Source organism: Natronorubrum sp. A-ect3, from assembly GCF_041821125.1.
In the GTDB taxonomy this organism is placed as follows: domain Archaea; phylum Halobacteriota; class Halobacteria; order Halobacteriales; family Natrialbaceae; genus Natronorubrum; species Natronorubrum bangense.
Window position 1 is genome coordinate 106,163 of the sequence record NZ_JBGUBB010000001.1, and the last position, 17,246, is coordinate 123,408.

Genomic DNA, 17,246 nt, shown 5'->3' on the forward strand with positions numbered 1-17,246 from the left:
CTCCCGTCGAACAGGCTCGGTGTTCGCCCCATCTTTTAAAAACTGCACTGGAACGACAGCAAAACAGCACAACACTCGAGCGCCGCTACTCGGCGTCGGCCGGCACCGCTCGAGAGGACCGCGACGACGTGTCGAACTCCCCCTCGGCAGCGGTCTCGAGGACCGCCCCGAGTTTGCGAGCGATGACGGCGCGATCGTAGTGCTCGACGATGTGTTGCCGGCCGTTCGTGCCGAGTCGGTCCCGTTCGGTTGGATCGTCGAGAAGGCGCTCCATCGCCGCCGCGATTGCGTCCGGATCGGTGTCAACGACCGTGCCGGCGTTGGATGCCCCGATCAGCGACTCGATTTCACCGATACCCGTCGCGATGACGGGAACCCCACTTGCCATATACTCGAACGATTTCGTCGGGACAGCGTACGCCAACGCCTCGTCGGCTTTGATCGGTGCGAGACCGATCTCGGCGTCTTCGATGAAGCCAGGGACGGACTCTCGTGGAACTAACCCGACGAACTCGACAACGTCTTGTAACCCCTCCGCTTCGACGAGTCGCTCGAGCGCCGGCATTCGATCGCCGTCGCCGACGATTCGGAGAACGACGTCATCTCGCTCGAGGCGGGCCATTGCTCGAATGCACGACTCGAGGTCCTGTGCGTGACCGACGTTTCCGGTGTAGACGATGGTTTTTGGGTCCGCAGTCTCGGCAGCGGTCGGCGTGTACCGATGGGCATCGACGCCGTTCGGGATGTGGTGAACCGTTGTGTCGTCGATTCCGTAGCGGGCGACCAGCCGCGAGCCGAGCATGGCTGTCGTGACGGTGATTCGGTCAGCTGCCTCGAGGAGATAGCGTTCATAAATTCTGCTGAGGCGTTCGAAGGCGCCGCCGGCCTCGATGAAGTCGAGTTCGATGGCGCTATCGATCCACAGGTCACGGACGTCGACCACGAGTGGTTTTCGGTCGAGCAGCGCAAACGGGAGCCCGGCAAGACCGACGAACACCGGTGGTGAGGAGAGCCAGACCACGTCGAACGATCGGTAGTTGAGGGTCAGCCACAGCAAGGCATGCAACGGAAAGATGACGTAGTACAGCAGCCGACTGATGAGTCCCGGATCCTCCGTCGTTGGCTGCCACGTCCAGAGTCGATGGACGGTCATCCCGTCTCGCTCGTCGGTCCACGAGCGACGCCACGTTCGGTCGAACGACCCGAACGGAAACGTCGGCGGCGGAGCGAGGACTGTCACCTCCCAGTCGTCGTCTGCGAGGTGTTTCGTGTTGTCGTGTATCCGTGAAGCGTTTCCTAAGCTGTCCGGTGGGAAGTTCTGTGAGATGACTGCGACTCGTTTCATAAACTCTCAGATCACACTCTGATGGGGGCGAGGTCGGCCGCCTCCCAATCGGCTTCGTCGAGCACTGCTCTGGTGTCGACGACGACGTTCCCAGACATCTTCTGTGCGATACTCGACGGATCGAGCGACTCGTACTCCGAGTGGTCGGTCGTCACGACGATCGCATCGGCATCCAGCACCGCTTCCTCGAGCGTCTCGAGTGCGAGCGTTTGATCCGTTACCTGTGGATCATGCAACGAAACCTGAACCGGGCTGTCACCGTCTGTTCGTGCTTCGACCGCCGGCTCGTTCAGCGCTCGATCCTGGAGTTCCTCGGCGAGGTGCAGTCCCGGGCTCATCCGTGTATCGCTGACACCGCCTTTGTATGCGACACCCAGAATCGCGATCTTCTGCTCGGTAACCGACCCCAACGCTCCCTCGAGGAGATCGACGATGTATCCCGCCATGCCGTCGTTGACTTCTCGCGCGTGCGCGATCAGATCAACCTTGTTCGAGTCGTGACCGAGAAACCACGGATCGATCGGCAGACAGTGTCCCCCAACGCCCGGTCCCGGTTGGTGGATGTCGACCCGTGGATGTGTGTTCGCCAGCTGAATCGCCTCGCGGGAATCGACACCGTAGTCGGCTGCCAGCTTGGCAATCTCATTTGCCAGCGCGATGTTCGCGTCCCTGTAGGTGTTCTGAATCAGCTTGACGAACTCGGCCGTCGTCGCATCGACCATCGTTCTGATCTCGCTTTCGACGAACGACTCGTAGAGGCGAACGGCCGCCGCCGTCGAGACACCGTTGACGCCCCCGATGATCCGTTCGTTCTCCGTGAGTTCTGTGATAATGTTGCCCGGCATAACCGTCTCGGGACAGTGAACGAGGGCGACGTCTTCGCCAGCACTGTGCCCTGAGCGCTCGAGGATTGGCTTGACCGTAGAGACCGTCGTCCCGGGTGGAACCGTCGACTCGAGAATTACGGTATCGCCGGTTCTGAGCGTCGGTGCGATGCCAGCCGCAGCCTCCTCGACGGCCGAGAGGTTCACCCGTTTGGTCTCGTCATCGAGTGGCGTCGGGACGCAGATGATGTGGTATTCCGCCGACGGAATCTCGTCGTCGACCGTCAGCTGGCTGGAATCAAGCGCCTGATTGACGAACGCTCTGAGGCCGGGTTCATCGATCCGGATTTCGCCGCTGTTGAGTTCCGAGACCAGTTGATCGTTGACGTCGAACCCGACGACGTCGTGGCCGTAATTGGCGAACATCGCAGCCGTCGGGAGCCCGATGTAGCCGAGCCCGTGGACGCAAATGCTACTCATCCTGCTACCCTCGCGGGCGTCTCCGGCTGACGGATGACATCGATGATCCGCGCCGCTGCGTCGCCATCGCCGAACGGGTTTTCCCAGTTCGGCGAGCGATCCAGCATCTCTCGAGCGCCGTCACAGATCGACTGTGGATCCGTTCCAACGAGTACGTTCGCGCCGACGGTGAGTGTCTCCGGTCGCTCCGTATTCTCACGCAGGGTCACACAGGGGATGCCCAGAATACACGCTTCTTCCTGCACACCGCCCGAATCCGTCAGGATCAGCGCCGCCCCACTCTCGAGTGCAAGGAAGTCGATGTAGTCGAGCGGATCGACCGTTCGGACACGGTCTGGTATCTCGAATCCGAACTCCGCGACTGCGTTTGCAGCCCGTGGATGGATCGGATAGAGCACGTCCTGGTCGAGTCGCTCAGCGACGCGACCGACGCCCTCGAGAAGCGAGGCAAACCGATCCTCGTCGTCGACTGTCTCGGCCCGGTGGGCCGTGAGTAGACAGTACTCACCGCGAGTGAGATCGTAGTCGTCGAACACCGACGTCTCCGCCATCGCCACGCGTTTGTGCTGTCTGACTGCGTCGACGACCGTGTTGCCGGTGACGTGTATTCGATCGTCGTCGATCCCTTCCTCACGCAACGAACGCTTCGATTGTGCCGTGGGTGCAAACAGATACTCCGAGGCGTGATCGGCAAGCACGCGGTTTCGCTCTTCGGGCATCGACCGATCGCGGCTTCGCAGACCGGCTTCGACGTGGCCCAGCTCGATCGAGAGCTTACAGCACGCGATCGCACCCGCGAGAACGGAGTTTGTGTCTCCCTGAACGAGCACGACATCGGGCTCTTCCTCGAGTAACACCGCCTCGATATCGATAATCATCTGCCCCGTCTGTTGGCCGTGCGTGCCGGAGCCGACTGCAAGTTCGTACTCCGGTTTCGGGAGCGATAGCTCCTCGAAAAAGACGCTCGTCAACGAGTCGGAGTAGTGTTGACCGGTGTGGATGACTGTGTACGGAATCGACTGTGCCTCACACTCGCGGATGATCGGTGCCAGTTTGATGATCTCGGGCCGTGTCCCGAGGACAATCGCAATCTCCTGTTCGTTACTCATTTGTCTCACTCCCCGCTCGTGGATCGGAACGTGTGTTGGCCATAATTGATCGTATTGGCGCGATCCGGAGCCCCCCGCCGTCGTGAACCCCAGTGGTTCAGGATCAATCGGATCAACGCCGTAGAGTACTGTGATATTCCGCACCGACCGCTTAAAGTCCCATTTTGGTTGTTCTGTACAGTTCCGATCCGAGAACAAATCACCGTGTCAGACAGTCTCCGCATGGAACTATTGAACTGTGAATCGATCCGGAAGCCCCACTATATCCGACACATCACCAGCGTGCCTGCTTTGGACAGCATCGTCAGCCAGCAGCCGTTTGTAGCCGGTTCAGCCGATGTTGCACGGAGCCAACAGTGGATTTATTCGTGGAACTCGAGCCGATCCGCCGGCGTCGACGAGTCGTCACGGACGATGGTTGTGGGCAGTAACTCTCGAGTCGGCCGGCCTCGAGCACCACGGCACTCACCGAGATCGAATCGGACTCATCGAGCGGAAGTGTCGTGTTAGGGCGCTGTTCAGGGCGAGTATCTAATACCGTCCTTATCGACCCCTCGGTACGCGAGCGAACAATGGGACACGGTACTCAGGAGCTGTTAGACCTCAGTGCAGCGCATATCGAGACGATCGACAGCGTCAATCGGAATCAGTGGAACCACGTCGTCAAGCAGGCACCCCATGGCAGCGTCTTCCACCGCTACGAGTGGCTCGAGGCCATCGAGGTGGGGACGACACACACACCGAAACACGCCGTCGTCTACAAAAAGGACAACCTCGTCGGCATCTTTCCGAACGTGGTCTCGCCGATCGGGAACACGCCGTTTCGACGCCTCACCTCGATCGAGCCGGGGTTCGGCGGGCCGCTGGTTACCACCGACGAAGAGGCGTCGCTCACGCTGTTGTTCGATCAAATCCAGGCAATCTGTGACCGGGAGGTGATCACCCATCTCTTTCAGCCAGTCGATCCCGAAGCGGTTCGCTATCAGTCGACGTTCGACACACTGGGCTACCGTCCGACCGTTGCAAGCTGTCGGTTCGAAGTCGACCTTCGGAAAGGCTGGGAGACGATCCTCGAAGACATGGAAAGCTCCCGTCGCCGAGCGATTCAGAACGCGGACACCGAGACGGCGGACGTCATCGATGAGGAACTGACGCGGGAAACGATGGAACGGTTCTACACCCGGTATCGATCGGTCATGGATCGACTCGAGGAGACACCATACCCACGGTCGTTCTTTCTGGCACTGCTCGAGATGCGCGACCGGCTCAAACTGTTCTCACTCTCGGTCGACGGCGAAACCCGGGGGATGCTCCTGTATCTACTCGACGACGAGCAATCAGCCGTGCACTATTTTTTCTCTGGTGTGACTGAATCGGACTTCGAGTACGACGCCTCGGAGTTACTTCACGAGCGTGCAATCAACTGGGGAATCGAAAACGGCTATGAAACGTACGATTTCGGCGCAACGCGGGCGGATTACAGTCACGGACTGTTCAAATTCAAAGCAAAGTTCGGCGGTGAGGTCGTGCCGATCGTCTCATGGGAAAAGGGCTACTCACGCGCGTTGTGGCCGCTGTTTCGTACGGGGAGGCAACTCTATCAGCGGTACACAACAACCGACTGAGATGACTCTCGTGTCCAACCTCCACGAATCGTGTGGAACCATGGTGTAGACTTTTGTGTCCGGCTGTGTCAGAACGGCCAAGCCGTGATCGCAGATGTCGAAACCTAATCTAACGATCGTCAACGCCGATCTCGAGATCGATGGCGTTAGTCGAGCGTTCGTAAATCTCGCCACCGAGTTCGACGCCCGCGGATACGGGGTCGAACTCGTGTTGACGCGGGCGACTGGAGACCTGCTCACTGCCGTTCCCGACAGCGTCCGGGTCGTCGAACTTCAGCCGGCTAGCGTGCCGGGTCCGGAAATGCTCTCGTATGCACCCTCGCTGACACGGCACCTGCGAACGGTCCGGCCTGATGCCGTGCTTGCGGCACAGGCGCACACAAACCCGCTCACAGCGGTTGCCACCCGCGTCGCCGGCATCGATGCACGGACGGTCGTCTGCATCCAGACGATGACTTCACACCAACTCTCTCAGCGCGACCGACACCATCGAACGTGGACTCGACTCACGAGACATTGCTATCGACTGGCAGACACTGTTATCGCCGTCTCCGAGGAGGTAAAACGCGACGCTGTAGCGTCACTCGGCATTCCGAGTGATTCGATCACCACCGTCCACCAGCCGACGGTCACGCCGTCGCTGCTCGAGCAATCACGGGAGCCGATCGATCACCCGTGGTTCGGCGATGGGTCACCGCCCGTCGTTCTCGGTGTCGGGCGACTGGACCCACAGAAGAACTTCACGTCGCTGATAACCGCATTCAAACGGGTTCGAGAGACCGAAGACGCCCGACTACTAGTGCTCGGCGATGGGGAGATGCGACCGACGCTCGAGCGACACGTCGACCGACTCGGCCTCGAGGATGTCGTGTCGATGCCCGGGACGATACCGAACCCATACCCGTACATGCGACAGGCGTCGGTGTTTGCGCTCCCGTCTCGGACAGAGGCGGTCCCGCTCGCGCTGATCGAAGCGCTCGCCTGTGGGTGTCCCGTCGTCTCGACGAGATGCTCGAGTGGCCCGATCGAAGTCCTCGAGAACGGAACGTACGGTGAACTCGTTCCGGTGGACGATCCGTCGGAGCTGGCGAAAGCGATCGTATCGACGCTGCAAGCGCCGCCATCGAAGTCGCTGCTTCGCGAGCGCTCCCGTGATTTTTCGGTGACGACAATCGCTGACGAGTACGAGCGTGTGCTGTTCCCGGGGCAAAGACACAAACAGGCGGCTGAAACGGCATAGTAGTGGATGAGCCAGCCGTGAGTCTATATCATTTCGTGGCGACCGTCGAATAGATGGCTCGGAATCTCATCCGTGCAGTTCTCTCTATCGCGGGGGCGAACGTCGTCGTGATGCTTCTTGCGTTTCCGCTAACGCCGGTGTTGGTTCGGACCCTCGGAAGCGCCCAGTACGGCGAGTACGCGTTTATGCTCTCGTTTCTCGGCATCGCATGGGTGTTCGTCAACGGTGGTGTTTTCGACGGCGTACGAAAGTATATCGCCGAGGATCGAGCGGGCGAACACTGGCAGAACTACGTGTTCGGGTTCTACTTTCGCGTCGCGATCCTGTTCGTTGTCCCGAGTTCGATCGTCGTCGCGCTCGCGGCGTATTCGGGTCTCGTTTCGTCCATACTTGGGTCGCAGTTCACGACGCTTTTCTATCTCGTTGGGCTGTTGCTCATCGCGAGACAGTTCCGGGCCGTGGGGCGGAGCGTGTTGATGGGGCTTGGCAACGAGCATCTCTCCGAACCGTTGATGATCGCAGAGAAGTTCGTCTTCTGGCCGGTCGCGATTGGGCTCGCCGCCGCCGGCGTCGGCGTTGCCGGGGTGTTGATCGGGCACATCGCCGCAGCGTTTCTCACTGCGGTTGCCGCGTTTATGCTGCTCTCTCGATCGCTTTCGCTCTCGTCGGTCTTCCACCGGACGCCGTCTGATTTTCCGCGGCGAACGCTCCTCGGTTTCAACAACCAGACGATCGTCTTGATGTTTCTGTTGAATTCGCTTCTGTATACGGATATCCTACTGCTCCAGCCGATCGCGGGAAGCGACCAAGCCGGCTACTACCAGGCTGCGCTGGTGGTCGCCGAATTCCTCTGGGTCGTCCCCATCGCCGCCCAGACTGCACTGCTCCACACCTCGTCTGAGCTGTGGTCGAGTGATCGACAGGAACGAATCACGAGGATGTCCGCTACTGTGACACGGTATGTGTTCCTCGTCACGATGCTGTTGAGCGTCGGCATCGCGGTGCTTGCGGACTCGTTCGTCCCACTCTACTACGGCCCCGATTTCGAGGCATCGATCACACCGCTTCGACTGCTCCTGGTCGGTGTCGTCGGCTACTCGGTCGCGCGTCCAATTCTAGCGATCGGACAGGGGAAAGGGGCGCTTCGAGCACTCATCTACGCAACAGGTGGTGCGGTCACCCTCAATCTCCTACTCAACGTCATCCTCATCCCGCTGTATGGGATGCGCGGTGCAGCGGTCGCCACGAGCATCGGATACGGCTCGATGCTCGTGTTTCACGTCTGGTGTGCTCGCCGGATCGGCTTCGAACCGCTGTCCGATCTGCGGGTTTGGCGTATCCTCGCGGCGGCACTCGTTACCACAATCGTCATCTACCCGCTCGATGCTGTCATCGTCTCGAATCTCTTCTCTTTGCTTGTCGTGCCGCCCACCGGATTCGTCGTCTACGTCGGGACCGCGCTTGCAGTCGGTGCGCTCGATCACGACGACATCGACGACCTGCGCGAGCGCACCCCTGACCGCGTCGTGAAGATATTTTCGTGATCGGTACTGAGAGCAGCGGACGCCTGTCAGCAACCGTCTGTCAGGCACTGGAAAGCCGTGATTTCTCCCGTTCGAACGTCACTAACTAGCGTTACTATGCCAACCGTCATTACGGATGCTCCGGTAGCACGGGCCGAATGAGCGTACATCGCAATCTCTCTCTGAAGTTACTGCTGGCCGTCGCGATCGGCTTGCTTTCGTATGCGTCGGTCGTCGTCGCGATAACCCCACCAGCTTCGGGCTACGAGATTTCGATCTATACTGCCTACCCCGTCGCATTTTGGGTTTCGATCATCGTGACGATCGTTGCCGGACAGCTACTCGTTCTCGAGGATGTGCTCCGGTCGGAGCCCGCTGGCTACTGGAAGCGGGGGTACGCGCTTATCGTCGCTGCCAGCGGGCTGCTCTTGTTTTTGCCGACGATGCGCTACCAGTACGTTATGGGACGGGCGGATACGCTCACGTTCGCCGGTTCCATCGATTACATCACGGTCAATCACGCTCTCCAGCCGGACAACTACTATCCGATGTTGCACCTGCTTGCGGCGACGCTCTCGTTTCTCACGGGTATCGAACCGATCAAGATCATGCAAACGATTCCACCGCTGTTTTCACTGGCGTTTCTGCTGGGGACCTACTGTCTGATCCGATATCTGTTCCCGGCGCGGCGTGAGTGGATCGTTATTCTTCCGTTCGTCTCACTCCTGTTTGTCGGATTCGAACACCTGCACTTTACGCCGTATAATATGAGTTTTCTGTTGGTGCCGATCGTCCTTCTCTACTGTCTGAAAGCGCAGGAACGAGCTGCAGTCTGGTCGAAAGTCGTGATGGTCGTCTTGGTGGCTGCGCTCGTGTTCTATCACCCACTGACCGGGCTCCTCATCGTCGCTCTGTTCGCCATCGCACAGGTTCTCTCTGGGCTGCCGCGGTCGCTTCGGTTCGTCTCGGAGCGCAAAGCCGTGCCATCGGTGACAGTCAGTCTCCTCGTGCTTGTTCTGTTGTTCGCGTGGTATTCACGGTTCGAAACGATCGTTCTCAGCGCGAGTTCGATCGTTCTCGGCCGCGGCCCCTCCCAGTTCGAACACGCAACGGACGTTGCAGATCGGGTCTCGCCGACAGTCGTCGATCTGCTCCGAGCCGGATTCACCACGTACGGTATGGAAGCGCTCATCGGCGCAGCGACGGTCGCATTTCTTGGCATCCTCGGCTACAGTCATTACAGACGACGAGCACCCATCGATACCTACGTCGCGTGGTTTGCCGGGATTTTCACCGTCACCTTCGCTCTCGGTGCCGTCGCGTTTTTGATCGACGTCATTTTCGACCCGCTTCGATTCACCCGATACGGCATGCTGGCAGGCGGTGCCATCATCGGCGTCGGATTCCTGTTGCTGTATCAATCGCGTGCCAGCACACGCTCGAGACAAGCGCTCCGGCTCTCGATGTATACGTTCCTCCTGGTTCTCGTCTCCATCTCAGTGATCCTGCTTTTTCCATCACCGGTTGCTGACACCGCAAATCTCCAGGTGACCGAGCGAGAGGTCGAGGGGATGGACTGGATCGTCACCAATGAGAACGACACGATGCCGACACAGGACCACGGCGTCTTGCAACACCGCCACATCGACTACCTCTCGGACGGGACGGCATCGACGTGGGGGCTCAGAGAGCGGGACACGGCACCGCCGGACCACTTCGGCTACGACGAACACACGAGAGCCGGTTCCCACCACGCCTACGACGAGGACACGTACCTCCTCGTCACAGAACTCGCTCGAGTCGAAAATCCGACTCTGTATCCGAACTATCCCGACCATTGGCGTCATACGCCCGCGGAGTTCCAGCGACTCGAGTCCGATCCGACGGTTGATCACGTGTATACGAACGGCGAGTTCGACACCTACATCGTCCGACCAACAACCGAGTAGAGGTGTGTGCTGTGTTCTCACTTGTGTTTTATTATGTTCGCCCTCGTTCTCACATGTATGTCGAAAGATTTACACTATAACCCGACGCAGCAGCCGTGGTTGTCCGGTATCGTTGTTCACCACTGTACGCCAGCAGGCCGCTTGCAGTTGTCCATATGAGAGCGATTCAGTCGCTTCTGGCTCCTGAGTCGCCGATTCAGGACCTGCGGTGGAAAGCCGGAGAGGCGATCACTCGTGGACCCTTGCCACCCAGACAGCGCACCCCCACAGGGAACGGACACGATGCGATCATCGACGGGACGTGCGGAGAAACAGTTCCACCGTTCGCGCACTCGTTCTCGACGCACGAGCCGCTGTCACCGCGTCCCGCAGTCGACGTCGAGAATCCGGTACTGACCGCCGACGCCGTCTCCGGACACGGTGATGCGGATTTCGTTGCCGATCCGTTTCTGTTCGTCGAGGATGGTGTCTGGCATCTGTTCTTCGAAATTTCGAACAGACACCGCGATCCCCCCGCCGTGATCGGCCACGCGACGAGTACGGATGCCGGCGGTACGTGGTCGTTCACCGACGTCGTCCTCCGGACGGACACACACCTCGCCTTCCCGTACGTCTTCGAGTGGGACGGGACGCAGTACATGATTCCGGATCGGTGGGACCACCTCCACGGGGAGCCACGAGACATCAAACTGTACCGCGCGACGTCGTTTCCCGACTCGTGGGCCGAAATAGCGACGCTCGTCTCGCCGACACACCGCCTGAACGATTTCGTTGCGTTTCGGTTCGACGACCGCTGGTGGGGGATCGGCGGCGACGGCCGCGAGCTGTATGCCTACTACAGCGACGCGCTAACCGCTACCGACTGGACACCACATCGTGAGAACCCGGTCGTCTCGAACCGTCCACGCGGGGCTCGTCCGGGTGGGCGGCCGATCGTCGGCGACGATCGGGTACTGCTCTTTTTACAGGATTGCGTTGCCCGGTACGGCTCGAAGCTCAGGGCGTTCGAGGTCACGACGCTCACTCCCACCGAGTACGACGACGACGAACACCCGTACTCGCCCGTCCTCGAGCCAGATGACGCCCCACTCGGCTGGAACGCCGGCAAGATGCACCACATCGATCCGGTGTACGTCGACGGCAGATGGCGATGTGCGGTCGACGGCAATATCGGTCTCCAACGCGCGTTCGGGAACCACCACTGGTCGATCGGGATCTTCGATGCGTGACCCGTCCGACCGCTATCGAACGATCGATTGAATCGACTCGGGCATCTGTTCGATCAGTCCGGCTGCTGCCTTCGCACCGGCGGATTTCCGAGTCACCTCGAACAAGGGAGTCACGACGGGATCGAACTTGGATTTGTACTCGGTCACGCCCTGCTCCATCGCACCGTGGAGATCGTAGCGGCTGAGCCCTTCTTCGATCCCGTCCTGCATGATCTGCCAGTCGACCGCTTCGTTGATCGGGAGATCAGTCGTCGGTGTTGCCCCACCCACCCATCCGTACAGTGTCTCGCCTTCTTTAAGAACGAGCGTGCCGCCGACGACGTCCCCGTCGTGCAGACAGACGTACGGCCGGACGCGCTCGCTCCCGAGTTCGTCGTAAATCGACGTGAGGAGATCCGCAGAGAGGTCGTACCGTACCCCTTTCTCCTCGAGTCGCGATCGAATCAGGTCGTTGAGCGGCTCGATAACCGACGGGCCGCCGACCTCAATGTCGATATCCAATTCTTCGGAGCGGCGAATACTCCGTCTGGCGTCCGACGAGAACGACGCGAGCAACGCGTCGGACTCTCGCTCGAGGTCGACGATGTACGTGTACGACGGTGTCACGTCGAACCCGTTCCAGAGAAACGGACGAACGTCGGTGAAACCGTCGACGCACCGAATCTGGACGAGTTCCGGATCGATTTCGGTGTCGATCCAGTCGATGACGCCGTCGATGAACCGCCGCTGTTCTTTCTCTATCTTTCGCTGTTTCCGCCCATTGTCGGCGATCCGTATCGGTCCGAGATACGCCACCCCCGTGTTCGATGGGGGTGACGCGACGGTCGTAAACGGTCCTTCTTTCGTTTCGAAAAGCGGGAGCAATCCCAACGGTTCCTCGCCTTTGTATCCGACCAGCGGATGCCACGTCAGGTCGTAGTGGTTGGCGAGCGAGTCAAGCAGCGGACGGCGGTGGAACGGCGACGCGTGGACGGATCGATCGACGTACGAATCCCACCGCTCGAGTTCGTCGCCCGCTGCTCGCACGATCCGAATACTCATGAAGTGTGCGAAGATGATCGCCGACATAATGGTGTAGGTCCGGTACACGGGAAAGACGTCGTTGCTGTAACGCAGCGCCGTTCGTTCCGACCTGAACGCAACCACACTCGAACAACCGATGAGTGTCTGGTGAGTTCGTGAGGAAGACGTTTCGGTACAGTCCGCTGTCGGTTGATGAAACTGGATTCAGTGATCACCCCGAATCGATGTTGTCCGCACAAATCGTTCGTTACGGGTCAAGAACATCCTCCACAGCTAAATAGCGACTCCTGTTGCAACTGCTACAATGTCGGGACAGAGTGATGTTACCGAGGCGGGCGATGCCACCAGCGTGGACGACGTTTTGGCTGCCGTCTCGGATGATATTGATGCGTACATGGGAGATCCGCTCACTGATGATCGATCGTTCGATCCGGAGGCGGAGACGATTTCGTTGAACGCCCCGAGTTACGGCGCTCCAGAAGTTCTGGAAGCGCTCGAGTCACTGCTCTCGACCTGGGTGACGATGGGTGAAAAAGTCGCGCAGTTCGAGGACGGATTCGCCGAGTACCTCGATGCAGCCGGGGCGATGATGGTCAACTCGGGCTCGTCAGCGAACCTCGTCGCCCTGCGAGCACTGCAAAGCGACCGACACGAAGCTGAACTCGCTCCTGGCGACGAAGTCATTGTCCCGGCCTGTACGTGGTCGACCAGCGTGGCCCCGATTATCGATGTCGGTGCCACGCCAGTGCTCGTCGACTCCAACCCGGATACGTTCGCCCTCGATATCGATGCAGTCTCGGAGGCGATCACCGACGATACGGCCGCGATCATGGCCGTCCATCTGCTCGGAAATCCGGCCCGCATGGACGCGTTGACCGAACTCTGTGCGGATCATGATCTCGTCCTGATCGAGGACTGTTGTGAAGCCCACGGGGCAGCGTTCGACGGGCAGCGCGTCGGAACGTTCGGCGCATACGGGACGTACAGCTTCTTTTTCTCTCACCATATCAGCACGATGGAGGGTGGCATGGTCGTCTCGAACGACAACGAGCGAATCGAGGCGGCGAAGCCGATCAGGGCCCACGGCTGGGTTCGGGAACTCGAGGACCGTGAGGAACTCGCTGACGATCATCAAGACATCGACGAGCGGTTTCTGTTCGTCGACTCCGGCATGAACGTTCGGCCGACGGACATCCAGGGGGCGTTTGGCATCCACCAACTCGAACGGCTCGAGCCGTTTATTGAAATCCGTCGTGACAACGCCGAGCGCCTGTCTACGGAACTGGCAGCCTACGATGATGTCCTCGAATTCCAACGCGAACAACCCAATGGTCGCCACACCTGGTATGGGTATCCGCTCGTGGTCGCGGCCGACGCGCCGTTTTCCCGCACAGAGCTGACCGCCCATTTCGAAGCCAACAACATCGAGACGCGGCCGATTATGGGTGGCAACCTCGCCGAACAGCCGGCGTTCGAGCACCTCCGTGAGCGGGCCGGACCGCTGCCGGTCGCCGCGGGCTTGCACGACCACGGGTTCTTTTTTGGCAACCACCACCGGATGGGAGACGAGCATATCGACCACATCGTCGACGTCGTCGACGAATTCGTCGCCGAACGTACGAGCCGATGAAGGTCCACATCACAGGTGGGGCCGGGTTCGTCGGCTCCCATCTGGCCGACCGACTCGTCGACGCCGGCCACGACGTCGCTGTCTTCGACAACGTTAGTCGCGGCGGGCGGGATCGACTCGAGGGCATCCTCGACGAGATCCGGTTCGTTGAGGGCGACGTTCGTGACCGCGATGCGTTCGCCGACGCCGTCGACGATCCCGACGTCCTGTTCCATCTGGCCGCGATCAACGGGACGAAACACTTCTATGATCGTCCGCGGGCAGTCCTCGACGTAAATCTCGAGGGAGTCAAACACGCGACACAGATCGCCGCCGAGCAGGACATCGACCGACTCGTGTTCGCGTCGTCCTCGGAAGTGTACGGGTTTCCGGAGACGTTCCCGACGCCGGAAACGCATCCGCTCCAGTTAATGGACCCAACGAACCCCCGTTACAGCTACGCCGGCACGAAGATCCTCGGCGAACAGTACGTCATCCAGACGGCAGCGGCACACGAGTTCGCGTACACCATCGTTCGACCGCACAACTTCTACGGCGAGGCGATGGGGTACGACCACGTCATTCCGGAGTTCATCGAGCGACTGGTGACGGGGTCTGAATTCAGCATCTACGGCGACGGCACACAGACCCGGAGCTTCTGTTACATCGACGATGGGGTTGACGCCATCGAACGAGCCGGGTTTGCCGACGCCGCTCGAGACGAAATCTTCAACGTTGGCACGCAAGACGAGATTACGATCAACGAACTCGCATCAGCACTGTTCGACGTGATAGGACGACGACCCGAGGTGACACACATCGAGTCGAAAGAGTTGTCAGGGTCGCCGGATCGCCGTCAGCCGGACCTCTCGAAAGCGCGCGACCTGTTGGGCTACGAACCAACGACGTCGCTCGAGACGGGGCTTCGCCGGACCTTTGAGTACTACTATCGAGATCTCACCGGGAATGAGCTGGAACAATGGGAGTCCTGATCACTGGCGCGACCGGACTGGTCGGCTCACAGCTGGTCGATCGACTCGCAGCCGACCGAACGGTGTTCGCCGGCGTCCGTCGGCCCGCCGAGACCGAATTCGAACGCGCCACGCCGGTCGAACTGCAGTTGGGCCGACACGGCCTCGAGACGACGCTGGATTGGACACGTGTCGACACCGTTGTCCACACTGCAGCGTACACGGATGCACACGGGAGCGTCGACGAGCCCTTGCACTGTTTCGGCGTCAACGCAACCGGAACAGCAGCCATCCTCGAAGCGGCTCGGTCAGCATCAGTCGACCACGTCGTCGCGCTCTCTTCATACCACGTCTACGACGGGAGTCAAACCGGTCGGCTCTCAGAGTCGGCTGCGACGGACGCCGGCACGCCGTATGCGGCGAGTAAGCTGGCTGCCGACGCCCAATGTTGCGCATACGATCGGCAGTACGACATGACCGTCAGCATCGTCCGGCCGTTCAACGTGTACGGCCCCGGCGGACGGCCCCACCAGGTCGTCCCGTCGTTTATTTCACAGGCACTCTCTGACGGCGTTATCGAGCCCTATCCCGGGAATCCGGTCCGGGATTTCCTCTACGTCGACGATCTGTGCGATGCGATCGTCGCCGTGCTCGAGCGAGAGGTGTCGGGGCCGCTCAACGTGGGACAAGGGACGGGAACGTCGATCCACGAGCTCGCACAGACGGTCGCGTCGGTCGCTGAAGCACACACCGACCGACCGGTTCGTGTCATCCATGCGGGCGACCTCGAGCCGACCGATCCGACGATTGCGGACCCGTCGAGAATCGAACGCGAACTGAACTGGACCGCGGAGACCACGCTTTCGGACGGACTCAATCAAACGATAACGCATGAACGAACGAGATAACGAGACACTCGAGAAACGAAACGTCTGCGTCCTCGGACAGGGATATGTCGGACTCACATTGTCCGCCGTGCTCGCTCAGTCCGGGTTCGACGTCGTCGGTCTCGAGAAAGACGACGAACGCTACGAACAGTTGACACGGGGCGTCCCACACTTCGACGAGCCGGAGCTCGCGAAAACGATCTCGACCCAGCGCGAACTCGGCACGCTCCGGTTCGGGCGGTCGACCGACCATCCCGACGCGGGACACGCCTCGGCGTACATTATCGCCGTCGGCTCGCCGCTCGATGAGAACAAGACGCCGAATACGTCGATCGTTGAATCAGCAGTCGACTCGGTCACGGGAGTTCTCGAGTCGGGCGACCTGGTTGTCCTTCGATCGACGATTCCGGTCGGGACGTCTGAACGCATCGTTGACCAGATCGAAACCGAAACTGGTCTCGAGGTGGGCAAGACACTCTCGCTCGTTCACGCCCCCGAACGAACGCTGCAAGGGGCTGCGCTGCGAGAACTACGCCATCTCCCACAGGTAATCGGCGCTGACGACAGGGGCTCGGTCATCGAAGCCGAGCGCCTCTTCAGACACGTCACCGATACGATACTGCGGGTCGAGTCACTGCGAGCCGCGGAGTTGGTCAAACTGATGGACAACACGTACCGCGACGTGACGATTGCACTCGGGAACGCGTTCGGCGAAATCGCACGATCACACGGGTTAGATGGGACGCGACTGATCCAAGCCGCAAACAAGGGGTACGATCGAAATCAGATCAAATCGCCGGGGCTCGGCGTCGGTGGTGGCTGTCTCCCCAAAGACCCCTATCTCGTCCTCGAGAGTCTACCCGACGACACCGAGCCCGGCCTGTCGGCTGCGACGTCTCTCATTCGGGATGCGAGACAGCTCAACGAGTCGATGCCACACATCGCAACTGACCAACTCGAGGCGGCGCTCTCCGATCTGGACAAAGGGTCAGCAGAGCTGCGATCGCTCGTATTCGGGATCGCGTTCAAGGGTGAGCCGGCGACGAACGACATCCGACACACTCCTGCTAAGCCGGTGATCGACTTCCTCACCGAGCGCGGCCCTGTCGACGGCTACGATCCGAACGTCGAACCTGAAAAAATCGCGTCGCTCGGTGCACGACCAGTGACGGACGACGACGCAACCGTCACGGACGTCGCGACACGTGACGCGTACGACGTGATCGTGCTCGCGAACAATAATCCGGCGTTCAAAGAACTCGAGTTGGCGTCAGTCGCAGATGCAGCGCCGCCGGACGCGGTGCTTCTCGACGGCTGGAATCTCCTCGACGAGCGGACGGTCGAACAGATGGGGCTGTCTTACGTCGCCGTCGGTGGTAACATGACGTCTCATCGGTTCTGACCGTCACTACCGAAGTCACTGGAAATCAAT

Annotated in this window: 13 protein-coding genes; 9 read left to right on the forward strand and 4 right to left on the reverse strand. The window is 60.2% G+C overall.

Annotated elements, in window-relative coordinates:
• Positions 1-85 precede the first annotated feature (85 nt).
• The 3 genes from ACERJA_RS00505 to wecB are packed head-to-tail and all read right to left on the reverse strand — an operon-like array spanning position 86 to position 3,758.
• Complete coding sequence (locus ACERJA_RS00505) at positions 86-1,345, reverse strand: glycosyltransferase family 4 protein (protein ID WP_373606413.1); 1,260 nt, start codon at positions 1,343-1,345, stop codon at positions 86-88.
• A gap of 11 nt (positions 1,346-1,356) precedes the next feature.
• Positions 1,357-2,649, reverse strand: coding sequence for a nucleotide sugar dehydrogenase (locus ACERJA_RS00510; protein WP_373606414.1), 1,293 nt, complete (start codon positions 2,647-2,649; stop codon positions 1,357-1,359).
• Positions 2,646-3,758, reverse strand: a complete 1,113-nt coding sequence (wecB, locus tag ACERJA_RS00515) for a non-hydrolyzing UDP-N-acetylglucosamine 2-epimerase (protein ID WP_373606415.1) — start codon at positions 3,756-3,758, stop codon at positions 2,646-2,648. The genes ACERJA_RS00510 and wecB overlap by 4 nt, the downstream gene beginning before the upstream one ends.
• Before the next feature lie 572 nt (positions 3,759-4,330).
• Here wecB and ACERJA_RS00520 point away from each other — a divergent pair.
• From ACERJA_RS00520 to ACERJA_RS00540, 5 genes are all read left to right on the forward strand, one after another.
• Positions 4,331-5,383: a lipid II:glycine glycyltransferase FemX gene (locus ACERJA_RS00520; RefSeq protein ID WP_373606416.1), complete on the forward strand. Its 1,053-nt coding sequence runs from the start codon at positions 4,331-4,333 to the stop codon at positions 5,381-5,383.
• Between the two features lie 94 nt (positions 5,384-5,477).
• Positions 5,478-6,623, forward strand: a complete 1,146-nt coding sequence (locus tag ACERJA_RS00525) for a glycosyltransferase (RefSeq protein ID WP_373606417.1) — start codon at positions 5,478-5,480, stop codon at positions 6,621-6,623.
• A 53-nt stretch (positions 6,624-6,676) separates the two neighbouring features.
• The gene (locus ACERJA_RS00530) at positions 6,677-8,167 is read left to right on the forward strand and encodes a lipopolysaccharide biosynthesis protein (RefSeq protein WP_373606418.1); all 1,491 of its coding nucleotides are present in this window, start codon (positions 6,677-6,679) and stop codon (positions 8,165-8,167) included.
• A 137-nt stretch (positions 8,168-8,304) separates the two neighbouring features.
• Positions 8,305-10,095 (forward strand): hypothetical protein, encoded by a 1,791-nt coding sequence (locus ACERJA_RS00535; RefSeq protein ID WP_373606419.1) that lies wholly within the window; start codon positions 8,305-8,307, stop codon positions 10,093-10,095.
• Between the two features lie 155 nt (positions 10,096-10,250).
• Entirely contained in the window at positions 10,251-11,324 is a 1,074-nt protein-coding gene (locus ACERJA_RS00540; protein ID WP_373606420.1) for a hypothetical protein, read from the forward strand.
• Between the two features lie 12 nt (positions 11,325-11,336).
• Here ACERJA_RS00540 and ACERJA_RS00545 read toward each other — a convergent pair whose 3' ends face one another.
• The gene (locus ACERJA_RS00545; protein WP_373606421.1) at positions 11,337-12,365 is read right to left on the reverse strand and encodes a lipid II:glycine glycyltransferase FemX; all 1,029 of its coding nucleotides are present in this window, start codon (positions 12,363-12,365) and stop codon (positions 11,337-11,339) included.
• A gap of 286 nt (positions 12,366-12,651) precedes the next feature.
• Between ACERJA_RS00545 and ACERJA_RS00550 the strand changes: the two genes are divergently transcribed.
• The 4 genes from ACERJA_RS00550 to ACERJA_RS00565 are packed head-to-tail and all read left to right on the forward strand — an operon-like array spanning position 12,652 to position 17,216.
• On the forward strand, positions 12,652-13,977 hold the full coding sequence (locus ACERJA_RS00550; RefSeq protein ID WP_373606422.1) for a DegT/DnrJ/EryC1/StrS family aminotransferase: 1,326 nt from the start codon (positions 12,652-12,654) through the stop codon (positions 13,975-13,977).
• Positions 13,974-14,948 carry an NAD-dependent epimerase/dehydratase family protein gene (locus ACERJA_RS00555; protein WP_373606423.1) on the forward strand — a complete coding sequence of 325 codons (975 nt, stop codon included), beginning with the start codon at positions 13,974-13,976 and terminating at the stop codon, positions 14,946-14,948. The genes ACERJA_RS00550 and ACERJA_RS00555 overlap by 4 nt, the downstream gene beginning before the upstream one ends.
• Positions 14,936-15,835 (forward strand): NAD-dependent epimerase/dehydratase family protein, encoded by a 900-nt coding sequence (locus tag ACERJA_RS00560; RefSeq protein ID WP_373606424.1) that lies wholly within the window; start codon positions 14,936-14,938, stop codon positions 15,833-15,835. The genes ACERJA_RS00555 and ACERJA_RS00560 overlap by 13 nt, the downstream gene beginning before the upstream one ends.
• Complete coding sequence (locus ACERJA_RS00565; protein WP_373606425.1) at positions 15,819-17,216, forward strand: nucleotide sugar dehydrogenase; 1,398 nt, start codon at positions 15,819-15,821, stop codon at positions 17,214-17,216. The genes ACERJA_RS00560 and ACERJA_RS00565 overlap by 17 nt, the downstream gene beginning before the upstream one ends.
• Positions 17,217-17,246 lie beyond the last annotated feature (30 nt).